Genomic DNA, 12740 nt, shown 5'->3' with positions numbered 1-12740 from the left:
TTCTATAATTACACTTAGTTATTGTTCTTCCCAAAAATCTCTTCTTGCAGGCGACGACCAGTCGGCGTTGCTGCAAGTCCACCTTCTGCTGTTTCACGAAGTGCTACTGGCATCGTTTGTCCGATTCTAAACATTGCCTCAATTACTTCATCACATGGAATTGTACTCGTTACACCAGCTAATGCTAAATCTGCTGAGATCATCGCATTTGCAGCTCCTGCTGCATTACGTTTTACACAAGGTACTTCTACAAGTCCTGCAACAGGATCACACACTAAACCAAGCATGTTCTTTAATGAAATTGCCATCGCTGTAGCTGCTTGATCTTGTGTTCCACCAGCCATCTCAACTGCAGCTGCAGCCGCCATTCCACTTGCTGAACCAACTTCAGCTTGGCATCCTCCTGCCGCACCAGAAATACAAGCGTTATTCGCAACAACCATACCGAAAGCTCCTGCTGTAAATAAGAATTCAATCATTTCTTCACGTGTAGGCTGCAATTTTTCTCTTAGTGCAAATAGTACACCTGGCACTGTTCCAGCAGACCCTGCTGTTGGTGTTGCACAAATAATTCCCATCGCTGCGTTTACTTCATTTGTTGCAACAGCTTTGCTTACTGCATCCAAAATCGTATCTCCAGATAAGCCTTTTCCACTCTTCATATACGCTTGAACTTTTACAGCATCTCCACCAGTTAAACCAGTTGGTGATTTCACGCCGCGAATACCACGTTCTACTGCTTGCTCCATCACTACTAAGTTCTTTTCCATACCAGCAATTACTTCTTCACGTGAAATACTTCTTGTTTCCATTTCACATTGAATCATAATTTCTGCGATTTTTACATTTTGTTCTTTAGCTTGCGCCACTAGTTCCGCTGCGTTCCGAAACATGGTGTGTCCCCCCTGCAATTATTCCATAATAGTTACTTGACAAATATTTTGTTGCGCTTTTATTTCTTCAATTACTTCATCTGCTAATAATTCATCTGTTTCGATGACCATAAGCGCTCTTCTTCCTTTTTCTTTACGAGATACACTCATCGTACTAATGTTAATCTCATGTTTCGCAAGGATTGAAGCTACCGCTGCAATAGCACCAAAGCGATCGTTATTTACAATAAGTAGTGCTGGGCTCGTGCCTGATAATTGAAGATCGAATCCGTTTAATTCTACAACTTCAATTTTACCGCCACCAATTGAGCAAGCAACAACTTCAATTTCATCTTCACCTTTATACAAACGAATTCTCGCTGTATTTGGATGAGGTGCATTGGCATCTTCTTCAATGAATTCCACTTCAATTTCGCGCTCTTTTGCTATTTCTAGCGCCTCTGGAATACGTAAGTCATCTGTTTCAAATCCTAATATTCCACCGATTAGTGCTACATCCGTACCATGCCCTCGATACGTCTTTGCAAATGATCCATATAACGAAATGCTTACTCTTTCTGGTTCATGACGAAACAGCTGGCGAGCAACTTGCCCCATTCTTGCCGCGCCTGCTGTATGTGAACTTGATGGTCCAATCATAACTGGACCGATAATATCAAATACTGAGCGATACTTCATCATAACTCCCCCTAAACCTCTATGAAAAAAATTTATTCTACTATTCTATTAAGCTGCTACATCTGTCGCTTTTCCAGTTGTACCACGAATTTGTTCTGCTATACGAATTGGATAGTTTTTGAATAAAAGTAATCCAATATAACCTGAAATAATACCAGTTATCATAATACATAAGAATCTTAGCATTATTTTCATTTAAAAATGATACAAGATAATCCACAATAAAGTCTGGTAGCAATCCAAAGTTTAACACAGAAGCCATTGCAAGCATAGCATAAACAAGTGATATAACCATTGCTAATGCAACTAAATTTGCACCTGCTATTCCACCTAGACTACCTGCTGATGTTCTGAACTCTTTTAAAGAGTGGTATACCAATTAAATCTCCACCACCTTATTAATAAAAAGCTTCAACTAAGGAACTTGCAATAGATACACTCGCTAATCATATCGTTTAGCTAAAAAGTGAAAAAGACTTATGACAAATAATAGTAATATCTTTCCTATTATAATTCTCGTGTTACTCTCTCATGATTTAGTCAACTTCACTTGTTACGATAATGACTAAAATACATGTGACTTATCATAAATTATAATCTGCCCTCATTATAGCTTGTTTTTTATAAAACGCTTACTTTTGTTGAATTTTAAAAGTTCTGAATAAAAGTCCGTTTCTGCTATTTGTATCACTTGTATGTCATCTGACTTATATAACAGTTTTTCTAAATAATCATTATTTCGTATTTTTATCCTATATATTCAAACCATCCTAATTTTCTGTATCATCCAAGTATAAGTATAAAATAATAACAGTTTTATTTTTAAATTTTTTTAGACAAAAAAAAATGGTAACCCGCCGTTACCATTTTTTATAAAATTATCATTTTTCTACTGGGAATGATTTCAAATCCGTTGCTATTTCTGTATTAGAAAACAACTCTCTAGCCTCTTTCAATAATTCCTTATATGTATCTCCTTGATAGCGAGAACTAATGTGAGTTAATATTAGTCGCTTCGCATTTGCCTGAAGTGCAATGCTCGCAGCTTGCTTAGATGTAGAATGAAAATAATCATACGCTTGTTGCTCATCTTCTGCTGCGAAAGTCGCTTCATGGACAAGTACATCTGCATCTTGCGCAAGCTCCCTACTCGCTTCGCAATATCGCGTATCACCTAAGATAGTAATAATTCTTCCTTTTTGAGGTGGGCCGATAAACTCATTTCCATTTAATATCGTGCCATCCTCTAATTCAACTGCTTCACCATCTTTTAAACGTTTAAAGATTGGACCTGGTTTCACACCCATCTCAAGTAACTTATCAACTAAAAGAGCACCTTGTATATCTTTCTCTACAATACGATATCCAAAACATTCTATACCGTGTGACAATCTTTTCGTTTCTACATAAAATTCATTATCTTCAAATACGGTACCTTCTTCTGTTATCTCCACAACTTCAAGTGGATATTTCACATGTGTCGTACTTACCGATAATGCCACTTCAATAAATTGTTTAATTCCTTTCGGTCCATACACCGTTAAAGGCGTAGTTCCTCCTTGAAATGAACGGCTACCTAATAAACCAGGCAATCCAAAAATATGATCGCCATGTAAATGCGTAATAAATATTTTTTCAATGCGGCGCGGACGTACAGATGTATGTAATATTTGATGTTGCGTGGCCTCGCCACAATCAAATAACCAAGTTTGTCCTCGTTCTTCTAACAATTGTAAAGCAATTGCTGAAACGTTCCTTCCTTTTGAAGGAACACCTGCACCAGTTCCTAAAAATACAAATTCCACTTTCTTTCCTCCAGCTCTAAATATACTCTATCTCTCATCTTACGGAATGTTATTTCAAATGGCAAATTGAATTTACATAACCAATCATCTAGACAACTATATAACACGAACATTATACTTAAAAAAATTAGCTATCGTTCGTGTTTTATGGTAAAATGATTATACTACATTTTAAGGGAGCGTTTTATTATGAAAGAAGTATTTCGTTTACAAACTGATTTTTCATCTTCATTTGATCGCTGGGTAAGTTCTTTCGTGTCTGATCACCCAGCACAATTAGAATGGACAACTTTAAAGGAATTAATCCATGAATATACAACATCACATACAAATGATACGTTACCAGCATATATTTCTTCAGCTTTAACATATTACGCCCAACGTGTTTCAACTACAAACAGTTCAGAGATTGTTATTTTTGAAAACCCTACAATCTCGTAATCTATAAATAAAAAAGCACTGGTTACAGTGCTTTTTTATTTATACTTATTTAGTAAATCGTCATATTCCGTCCAAAAGTTTGTATACATCCTTTGATCAAACTCATCTAAAATTATCTTGTCACTTGATTTATTAAATAATTCTTTTGCTTGTAATGCAAAAGAAACAATTTGTCTTCTATATTCATTTTCATTCAATTCTATATGAAGCCCTTCATAGTAGATAGCCTTTTGATCAGTAGAAATAACTTTGACAAAGTCCTTTAAAATCACGTTTTTACCTATATGGTTTATAGTCCAATGAATTGAAATTGGGCATCCTAACATTAGCATAGTGCCACATCCGTGCAAAATAAGCCCCTCTTCATTTTCAATATCACAAATATATTCTTTATCTAAAGTTCGTAACAAAGCTAAAGCTGATTCACTTATTCCCCATTCCTCATCCATACCTGCCTGCGTAATAATCGTTCCAGCCATATTTAAATATATTTCTCCATGAGAACATAAATCTTCCTGCTCATTAAACAACCATTTTTGATTCTCAATATTTATAATAAAATTTTGTGGTACCATTACAAATTCCCCTTTTATAAAAATATTTATTTTCCATATTATTTATAATCAATATCATGCATTTCATCCCATATATCTATTATAAATCCATTTAATATTTTAAAAACACAGATAAAAAAGATATTGACACTACGATTTTACAGTGCTAACATCAACATGTAATTGAATATGGTCTCTGTTAGGTGAGGCTCCTGTATAGAGAAACGCTGCTGCCCAAAAATGTCGAGAGACGCCAATGGGTCAACAGGAAAGGTCGGAATGAAGGCCTTTTTTAACGTAGCTGGTTTCAGTACCTATGCTATACAGTGCTAAAACTCAACGAGGGAGAGGTGCATGTATTTTGTCATACACAAAAACTGTTTTTATTTATGTCTACTAACAGTCTTTGTTGTGGACTCTTTTAACTGCGAATTCAGACCTTTACTCGTTTTGAGTAAAGGTCTTTTTACGTCTATATGCACCTTACTATGAAACAAACATAGCATATTCAGAAATTACTAAATTGTACGGAGGTGAGGAACAGTTGGCAATTGATGATTCGGCCCAGATACCCATACGTTTTACATTCATATTTCATCATGTAGGTAGGAAAGAAACTGTTCCTCACCATTTCAAATAGTTAGGTAACAGATTGTTTCCTCCTTCATGACAGAGGAGGAACTACCGATGTTTAATTTACAAAGACAAGAAACAAAGCATGCTTATGAGCAAGATAGCATGAAAACAAATAACGAATTATTAGTGGAGGTTGCAACACAAGATGTAAGCTCTGCGTTAAAACTTTTAGAAACAACACAAGATGGATTATCTAAACAAGAAGCGTCTCGTAGACTTTCTTTATATGGTCCGAATGAAATAGCTCATAATAAAATGGCGCCGTGGTACATTCAATTTCTATTGGCATTTAAAAATCCATTTATTTTCGTTTTATTAGCTCTTGGAGCACTCTCCTTTTTCACAGATGATATGCAAGGAACGATTGTCGTATCTGTAATGGTCCTACTTAGTGCAACGATTCGGTTTTCCCAAGAATTTCGTTCTCAAAAAGCTGCCGATAAGTTAAAAGCTATGGTTCGAACAACTGCGAGCGTATTTAGAATAAATGGATTTGTACATGAAACAAAAAATGTAAAGAATTTAAACCGAAATTACACAACAGAAATTCCAATTGAGGAACTTGTACCTGGCGATATTATTTCCCTTTCAGCTGGTGATATCGTTCCAGCTGATGTGCGTGTTGTATCCGCTAAAGATTTATTTGTTAATCAATCTTCTTTGACAGGGGAAGCACTTCCTGTAGAAAAATACGAACACTGCTACCATATAGAAAATAAGCATATCTTACCGAAAAACATGAAAAAAAATTACAATCCACTCGATATGGAAAACCTTTGTTTCATGGGAACAAATATTGTAAGTGGCAGCGCAAAAGCTGTTGTCATCTCAACAAGTACCGATACGTATTTCGGCTCTTTAGCAAATAAGGTAATTGGAAAGCGTGTAGAAACAAGCTTTGATAAAGGTGTAAACAAAGTAAGCTGGCTCTTAATTACATTCATGCTTATTATGGCACCTATTGTCCTTCTCATTAATGGATTCACAAAAGGAGATTGGCAAGAAGCTTTCTTCTTCGCTATTGCCGTTGCTGTTGGCCTTACACCTGAAATGTTACCAATGATTGTAACTGCTAATTTAGCTAAAGGTGCCGTTAACATGTCTAAACAAAAAGTAATTGTAAAACAGCTAAATTCTATTCAAAACTTAGGTGCTATGAACATTCTTTGTACAGATAAAACCGGAACTTTAACAGAAGATAAAGTGGTCCTTGTTCGTCACTTAGATCCCAAGGGAAATGAATGCAATCGCGTCTTGCAATTTGCCTATTTAAATAGTTTCTATCAAACTGGATTGAAAAATTTAATAGATAAAGCTGTTATTAAGCATACAGAGGAAAACAATAAATTTAATCCATCAGCTTTTCAAAAGCTAGATGAAATTCCATTCGATTTCGCCCGCCGGCGTATGTCAGTTATCGTAAAGGATATTTCAGGTGAACATACAATGGTTTGTAAAGGTGCCGTAGAAGAAATTTTATCAATTTGTAACTACACTGAAGTGGATGAAAAAATCGTTCCACTCACCGAGGAAATACGTTCAAATGTCAAAAAACTAAGTGAGACACTAAATAGTGAAGGTATGCGGGTTATTGCTGTGGCTTATAAAAAAGATAGAAGAATAAATGATACAGAGTACGCAGTAAAAGACGAAACTGATATGATTCTCAGTGGATATATCGGCTTTTTAGATCCACCGAAACCATCTGCAGCAGCTGCAATTCAAGCATTACAAAAACATGGTGTACAAGTGAAAATTTTAACTGGCGATAACGAAATTGTTACAAGAAAGGTTTGTAAAGAAGTTGGATTAGATATCGGCGAACCAATCCTCGGTTACGAGATTGATTCTTTACCAGATAAAGCATTAGCAAAACTTGCTGAAGAAACGACTGTATTTGCGAAGCTTAATCCAATGCAAAAATCTCGTATTATACACGCATTACAAGGAAATGGACACACTGTAGGTTACATGGGAGACGGCATTAACGATGCTGTAGCATTACGTGAAGCTGATGTCGGAATATCTGTTAATACTGCTACTGATATTGCGAAAGAAGCTTCCGATATTATTCTACTCGAAAAAAGTTTAACTATATTAGAAGCAGGTATTTTAGAAGGACGTACTACATTCGGAAATATTTTAAAATATATTAAGATGACAGCTAGCTCTAACTTCGGTAATGTGTTTAGCGTGTTAGTAGCAAGTGCTTTCATTCCTTTTTTACCGATGCTTGCCATTCATCTTTTAATTCAAAACTTACTTTATGATATTTCACAACTTTCTATTCCATGGGACAAAATGGATAAAGAGTTTCTAGAAAAACCACGAAAATGGGATACTGCAAACTTACGAAGCTTCATTATTTGTATCGGCCCAATTAGTTCCGTATTTGATATTATCACATACGTAGTCATGTGGAATGTATTTGGTGCAAATACACCGAGCGAGCAATCATTATTCCAGTCCGGTTGGTTTGTCGTTGGATTGTTAACACAAACTTTAATTGTTCACATGATAAGAACACAAAAGATTCCATTTATTCAAAGCACTGCATCAACACCAGTCGTTTTATTAACCGCTCTTATTATGGCAATCGGGATTTATATTCCATTCTCACCACTTGGTGCAGCCGTTGGTTTGCAAGCATTGCCACTTAACTACTTCCCTTGGTTAGTAGGAATACTATTAGGCTACGCTTTTTTAACACAGTTCCTAAAAAAGCTTTATATTAAAAAGTTTCATAGCTGGTTGTAAAAATAAGAATGAGTGGGTATTCCCCGCTCATTCTAAAAAACATAACACATATTTATATATGGAGGTGACCATGATGGTATGGTACGACATTGTATTCAGATTAGTTATCGCAATTATTGTAGGAGCTTGCATTGGAATGGAAAGACAATGGAGACACCGAATGGCTGGGTTACGGACAAATGCTCTCGTATCACTTGGTGCCTGTATAATAGGAAAGGTGTCATGATTTTACTACTTCATGACACCTTCTACATAAACTTATTTTCTAACTTTTGTTGAAACGACTTCTCTTGCTTACGTAGTAGTTGACTACCTCGTTGTAAAATCGGTGTTCCATACTTATCATTAATTTGATCAATGACAGCAAGTAGTGGCTCTTTTTTCGCATCCTCTTCAAATGAAAACAAATCTAATTGTTTCACCGATTCTGTCTTCCACTCTATTTCAGTAGCTGTAACACCTAGTAAACGAACGGAATCACCATCCCAATGTTGCTTCCATAAACGGGATGCTGCTTGAAAAATATCGCGTTCTTCCCAAATTGCATTTTTCAATTGCTTACTCCGTGTTACTGTTCGCCTATCATGGTATTTAATCATAATTTGAATATTATAGCTGACAAGGGTTCGCTTTTGTAATCTTTTACTCACTGATTTTGATAAACGTTCTAACATATCAAGCAATTCTTTCTCTTCATCCATATCCTTTGAAAAAGTCATCGAGTTACCGACACTTTTATGTTGGCCCATTTGACTCGGATCCACTTCCCTATCATCCGTACCTTTTGCACGCTTTTGCAAATCAATACCGTGCTTCCCAATTTTAGCGCGAATGATATGCTCGTCTCCCTTCGCTAACTGTTCAATTGTATGTATATGAATTTCATTTAATTTTTCAGCTGTTTTTTCTCCAATCCCATGCATTGCTTCAACTGGAAGTGGCCAAATCATTTCTGGAATATCACGTTTTCGAAGTACGGTAATACCGAGAGGTTTTTTCATATCAGAAGCTGTTTTTGCTAGGAAAAGATTTGGAGCAATTCCGATACTACACGGAAGCTGCAACTCTGTTAATAGTGCTTGTTGAATCATCTTTGCTATTTCAAGAGGCGAACCAAGTGCGTAGCAATCTGTAATATCTAAATATCCTTCATCTATTGAGACTGGTTGTATCTTTTCTGTAAAACGGGAAAGGACTTGAAACATTTGAAATGAAGCTTCGCGATATAATGTGAAATTAGGACGCCTTACAACTAATTGCGGGCATAACCTTTTCGCTTCCCAAAGGGGCATCGTCGTACGTATTCCGTATTCTCTCGCCTCATAACTACATGTTATAATAATTCCTTTTCTCTCTTTTTCATTTCCAGCAACCGCTAATGGCTTTCCTTGTAATGATGGATCATGAGCAATTTCAACAGATGCGAAAAAGCAATTCATATCTACATGTAAAATAACACGACCATTTTTCGGATACATTTCTCGCATAGTACTCACTCCCTAATCAGAACGTTCGTTCTTTCATTATATCAAATTTTGCACAATAGTTATAATAATTACTTGTTCTTTTTTATAATCGATATAAAGAGGATATATATGTGAAAGGGTCTGATTATGATGAGATCAACTAATAAAGTGAAACTTTAATCAGCCCTCACCTAAATTCTTTACTTTCGCTGAATTTTGAGGTGGGGGGGCTTACTGTCCGGCAAATAGCGGGATAAACTCAATTATACATTCCTTGTAGTTATATTAATCATTGCAATTAATTATTTACTACTTCCGATTTTCAATATGAATACGTTAGGATTATTCCTTCGTCTAGTACATGTAGCAACAACGTATATACTTCCATAGGTTTTCTTATATTGGCTTATACGTCTTGTCAAAGCAATCGAATCAAAATAAAAAGCGTGTAAATCACAATTGATTTACACGCTTTTTCTATTCCATTACTTCGCTACTTCTTCAATAATTGCAACAACTAATTCTGCTGTTTTTGCTAATTCTTCAACAGGAATCTTCTCGTTTGTTGTATGAATTTCTTCATAACCAACTGCTAAGTTAACTGTTGGGATACCATGTCCTGCAATTACGTTTGCATCACTTCCGCCACCACTTTGGTGAAGAGAAGGTGTACGACCAATTTTTTCAGCTGCACGTTTTGCAACTTCTACAACATGATCACCATCAGCAAATTTAAATCCTGGGTACATAACGTTTACTTCAACGTCTGCATGCCCGCCCATTTCTTTTGCAGTTGTTTCAAATGCTTCTTTCATTTTCGCAACTTGTGCTTCCATTTTCTCATTGATTAAAGAACGAGCTTCTGCAAAGATTTGTACATGATCGCAAACGATATTCGTTTGTGTACCACCTTCAAAACGTCCAATATTTGCAGTCGTTTCAGAGTCAATGCGACCAAGTGGCATCTTCGCAATTGCTTTCGCTGCGATAGTAATTGCAGATACACCTTTCTCCGGCGCTACACCAGCGTGAGCTGTTTTCCCGCGAATAATTGCGTTCACTTTCGCTTGTGTTGGAGCTGCAACAACGATTTCACCAACTTTTCCATCGCTATCTAATGCGTAGCCATATTTCGCTGTAATACGCTCACGGTCTAATGCTTTTGCACCAACAAGACCTGATTCTTCTCCGACTGTAATAATAAATTCAATTTTACCATGAGGGATATTTTTCTCTTTTAAAACACGGATTGCTTCGAACATTGATGCTAATCCAGCTTTATCATCCGCACCTAAAATTGTTGTACCATCTGATACGATATATCCATCTTTAATAGAAGGCTTAATTCCATTACCAGGAACTACTGTATCCATATGAGAAGTAAAGTAAATTGTATCAACAGCATCTTTTGTTGCTGGTAAAGTACAAATTAAGTTACCTGCACCATGACCAGTTACAGCCATTGTGTCATCTTCAAATACTTCTACACCTAAATCTGTAAATTTCTTCGTTAATACTTTGCAGATTTCTGCTTCAAATTTCGTTTCAGAATCTACTTGTACTAATTCCATAAATTCATTTACTAAACGTTCTTGATTAATCATAAGACTGCGCCTCCTGCACTACCATTATGTATGTAACACTATTAATTATAACAGAATTTCGCAAAAGTTTCGAAATACAAGACAAAAAACAGATGGTTTACATGTCTAGATAACCATCTGCTTTCTATTACTCATTTAACAATACCCAGCGCATATGATCTTCCCACACGCCATTTACCATTAACATCTTCCTAGATACGCCTTCATATTGAAAACCTATCTTCGTTACTACTTGTATAGATGCTAAATTACGAGGCATAATCGGAGCTTCTATACGATGTAACTGAAATTCCCCAAAAGCAACTTGAATTGCTTTTCTAAGCGCTTCTGTCGTATACCCTTTGTTTAACTCTGCTTTATCTAATTTATAACTGAGTACACAAGATTGATAAATGCCACGAACGATTAAATTAAATGAAATACACCCAATTATTTTCGTATCATCACCCTTTTTAAAAATCCATAGTCTGATGATTTTCCCTTCTTCGAACTCTTTTCTATCCTTTTGCAACTTTTTCTTTTGATAATCTAGCGTAAAAAAATCATCCGGTCTATACTCTTCCCAAGCTTTTAAAAATTCACGATTTCTGTCGTAATATTGAAGAACTGTTTCAGCATACGACTCATCAATTTCCCTTAAGTATAAACGATCTGTTTCGTATATTTTCATCATCGTATCTCCATTCTTCAGCTTGCCCAACTAAAAATTAACAATATACCCTTTTACTATATTCTCTACACACTCTCAAATTTCCTGTTATATTTTGCAATCCCCTCCCGAATTTTGTCCTCACTCTCCCCTTGTCCATAATTTCATTTCTCGTTACAATGAAATTGTACTGATTTGCAAGGAGGTATAACGATGCATAAAAAAGCTCAAAAAGTTATGGTTTATGTGATGCTAATTTCTATGCTTGTAACAACATTACTTGCTGGCGCGAGTATGTTTTGGTAAAAAGGGCGATGTGTTCGTCCTTTTTTTACTTTTTACACATAACAAAATAAACCATCTCGACATCGAGATGGTTTATTTTATATAAAACACAATCGCTACAATACTAAAGGAAAATGACATTACAAGCGCTATTACAAAACTTGTATATTGTTTCTGCTGAAATGCCCCGATAACAAAAGTGAGATTAAGTAATGCCATACATACAATCGCTACAAGATAAGAACATATATTAAAAGTTGCCAATATGAATGTAATAACAAATAGAAATCCCATAAAAAACTGCATATACGAAAGTTTTGGATTCAAGTACATATGAGCAACCCCTTTATCTAATTTTATCTTTCTATACTCTCATTAACGCACGGTTATGTACACATGTCAAGACAACTTATTATAATAGAAAAAGCCACCCTTTTCGTTGGCTTTTTCATATGCAACGGCTCCTTTTTCTTTTGCCAATTGCTGAAATGATTTTTTCGATTTCACAATCCATACTTTCGTTCCAATTGGAATGCGATCAAACAAATATTCCACATCGTTTTTCTTCATTCTTATACACCCTTGTGAAATATACTTTCCAATTGAACTCGGTTGGTTTGTTCCATGTATTCCATATTTACTTCCATCAGTTCCTCTTGCATTAAATCCAATCCACCTTGACCCAAGTGGATTTTTTGGCGATCCACCTGGAATATCCTTCGCAATGTAATACGGATCCTTTGCTTTCATTACAACATCAAAAGTTCCTTCTGGAGTTAATTCATTCGTTTTCCCTGTCGCTACCGGAAAAACCTTTTGAATCTTTCCATCGTCAATGTAAGCTAATTTATTCGTTGCTTTATTTACAATAATAAAAGGATCTCCGGCACGTGGATTATCCCCAAGAGGCCAAATCGGTGATAAAGAAAGACATAATATGATAGAGAGAAGATACGGCATAGATAATTCCTA

Annotated in this window: 13 protein-coding genes, 1 pseudogene and 1 riboswitch; of the genes and pseudogenes, 4 read left to right on the top strand and 10 right to left on the bottom strand. The window is 35.8% G+C overall.

The genetic code is table 11. The features are described from left to right. Positions 1–14: 14 nt before the first annotated feature. From sdaAA to rnz, 4 genes are all read right to left on the bottom strand, one after another. Complete coding sequence (sdaAA, locus tag ES895_RS03255) at positions 15–893, bottom strand: L-serine ammonia-lyase, iron-sulfur-dependent, subunit alpha (RefSeq protein WP_000489461.1); 879 nt, start codon at positions 891–893, stop codon at positions 15–17. Between the two features lie 18 nt (positions 894–911). Then, a complete protein-coding gene (gene sdaAB / locus ES895_RS03250; protein ID WP_000877445.1) occupies positions 912–1571 on the bottom strand; it encodes an L-serine ammonia-lyase, iron-sulfur-dependent subunit beta in 660 nt (219 codons plus the stop codon). Between the two features lie 40 nt (positions 1572–1611). Next, positions 1612–1896 (bottom strand): hypothetical protein, encoded by a 285-nt coding sequence (locus ES895_RS03245; protein ID WP_048567782.1) that lies wholly within the window; start codon positions 1894–1896, stop codon positions 1612–1614. Positions 1897–2452: 556 nt separating this feature from the next. Beyond that, positions 2453–3376, bottom strand: a complete 924-nt coding sequence (gene rnz, locus ES895_RS03240) for a ribonuclease Z (RefSeq protein WP_000397453.1) — start codon at positions 3374–3376, stop codon at positions 2453–2455. A 189-nt stretch (positions 3377–3565) separates the two neighbouring features. Between rnz and ES895_RS03235 the strand changes: the two genes are divergently transcribed. Continuing rightward, the gene (locus ES895_RS03235; protein WP_000665709.1) at positions 3566–3817 is read left to right on the top strand and encodes a DUF3932 family protein; all 252 of its coding nucleotides are present in this window, start codon (positions 3566–3568) and stop codon (positions 3815–3817) included. A gap of 35 nt (positions 3818–3852) precedes the next feature. Here ES895_RS03235 and ES895_RS03230 read toward each other — a convergent pair whose 3' ends face one another. Next, entirely contained in the window at positions 3853–4392 is a 540-nt protein-coding gene (locus ES895_RS03230) for a hypothetical protein (RefSeq protein ID WP_000249056.1), read from the bottom strand. A gap of 167 nt (positions 4393–4559) precedes the next feature. Continuing rightward, a riboswitch (M-box (ykoK) riboswitch) is annotated at positions 4560–4727 on the top strand. A 331-nt stretch (positions 4728–5058) separates the two neighbouring features. Here ES895_RS03230 and mgtA point away from each other — a divergent pair. After that, on the top strand, positions 5059–7764 hold the full coding sequence (gene mgtA, locus ES895_RS03225) for a magnesium-translocating P-type ATPase (protein ID WP_135238159.1): 2706 nt from the start codon (positions 5059–5061) through the stop codon (positions 7762–7764). 73 nt (positions 7765–7837) lie between these two features. Next, positions 7838–7972 (top strand): annotated as a pseudogene (locus ES895_RS03220) (MgtC/SapB family protein); the annotation flags it as partial. Positions 7973–8012: 40 nt separating this feature from the next. On the opposite strand, the gene ES895_RS03215 reads toward ES895_RS03220, so the two are convergent. The 3 genes from ES895_RS03215 to ES895_RS03205 all read right to left on the bottom strand — a co-directional run bounded on the left by ES895_RS03215 (position 8013) and on the right by ES895_RS03205 (position 11507). Beyond that, a complete protein-coding gene (locus tag ES895_RS03215) occupies positions 8013–9251 on the bottom strand; it encodes a DNA polymerase IV (RefSeq protein WP_001208856.1) in 1239 nt (412 codons plus the stop codon). 464 nt (positions 9252–9715) lie between these two features. Then, positions 9716–10834, bottom strand: a complete 1119-nt coding sequence (locus tag ES895_RS03210) for a tripeptidase T (RefSeq protein WP_098218197.1) — start codon at positions 10832–10834, stop codon at positions 9716–9718. A gap of 127 nt (positions 10835–10961) precedes the next feature. After that, entirely contained in the window at positions 10962–11507 is a 546-nt protein-coding gene (locus ES895_RS03205; protein WP_001987197.1) for a GNAT family N-acetyltransferase, read from the bottom strand. Between the two features lie 189 nt (positions 11508–11696). On the opposite strand from ES895_RS03205, the gene prli42 reads away from it, so the two are divergent. Further along, positions 11697–11789, top strand: a complete 93-nt coding sequence (gene prli42, locus ES895_RS29150; RefSeq protein WP_000549040.1) for a stressosome-associated protein Prli42 — start codon at positions 11697–11699, stop codon at positions 11787–11789. A 72-nt stretch (positions 11790–11861) separates the two neighbouring features. On the opposite strand, the gene ES895_RS03200 is transcribed toward prli42, so the two are convergent. Both ES895_RS03200 and ES895_RS03195 read right to left on the bottom strand, forming a co-directional pair. Beyond that, positions 11862–12101 (bottom strand): DUF3894 domain-containing protein, encoded by a 240-nt coding sequence (locus tag ES895_RS03200; protein ID WP_000281167.1) that lies wholly within the window; start codon positions 12099–12101, stop codon positions 11862–11864. Between the two features lie 66 nt (positions 12102–12167). Beyond that, the gene (locus tag ES895_RS03195; RefSeq protein WP_001146565.1) at positions 12168–12728 is read right to left on the bottom strand and encodes a L,D-transpeptidase; all 561 of its coding nucleotides are present in this window, start codon (positions 12726–12728) and stop codon (positions 12168–12170) included. Positions 12729–12740: the final 12 nt, after the last annotated feature.

It is taken from the genome of Bacillus sp. 007/AIA-02/001, assembly GCF_004634455.1.
Lineage (GTDB): Bacteria > Bacillota > Bacilli > Bacillales > Bacillaceae_G > Bacillus_A > Bacillus_A cereus.
Note: the sequence above shows the minus strand (reverse complement) of the source record. Positions and strands in the feature narration are given on the sequence as shown.

Excerpts from the sequence above, each read along its gene's own strand:
- sdaAA (WP_000489461.1), bottom strand. The coding sequence starts at position 893 with ATGTTTCGGAACGCAGCGGAACTAGTGGCGCAAGCTAAAGAACAAAAT.
- sdaAB (WP_000877445.1), bottom strand. The coding sequence starts at position 1,571 with ATGAAGTATCGCTCAGTATTTGATATTATCGGTCCAGTTATGATTGGA.
- ES895_RS03235 (WP_000665709.1), top strand. The coding sequence starts at position 3,566 with ATGAAAGAAGTATTTCGTTTACAAACTGATTTTTCATCTTCATTTGAT.
- ES895_RS03230 (WP_000249056.1), bottom strand. The coding sequence starts at position 4,392 with ATGGTACCACAAAATTTTATTATAAATATTGAGAATCAAAAATGGTTG.
- mgtA (WP_135238159.1), top strand. The coding sequence starts at position 5,059 with ATGTTTAATTTACAAAGACAAGAAACAAAGCATGCTTATGAGCAAGAT.
- ES895_RS03215 (WP_001208856.1), bottom strand. The coding sequence starts at position 9,251 with ATGCGAGAAATGTATCCGAAAAATGGTCGTGTTATTTTACATGTAGAT.
- ES895_RS03210 (WP_098218197.1), bottom strand. The coding sequence starts at position 10,834 with ATGATTAATCAAGAACGTTTAGTAAATGAATTTATGGAATTAGTACAA.
- ES895_RS03205 (WP_001987197.1), bottom strand. The coding sequence starts at position 11,507 with ATGATGAAAATATACGAAACAGATCGTTTATACTTAAGGGAAATTGAT.
- prli42 (WP_000549040.1), top strand. The coding sequence starts at position 11,697 with ATGCATAAAAAAGCTCAAAAAGTTATGGTTTATGTGATGCTAATTTCT.
- ES895_RS03200 (WP_000281167.1), bottom strand. The coding sequence starts at position 12,101 with ATGTACTTGAATCCAAAACTTTCGTATATGCAGTTTTTTATGGGATTT.
- ES895_RS03195 (WP_001146565.1), bottom strand. The coding sequence starts at position 12,728 with ATGCCGTATCTTCTCTCTATCATATTATGTCTTTCTTTATCACCGATT.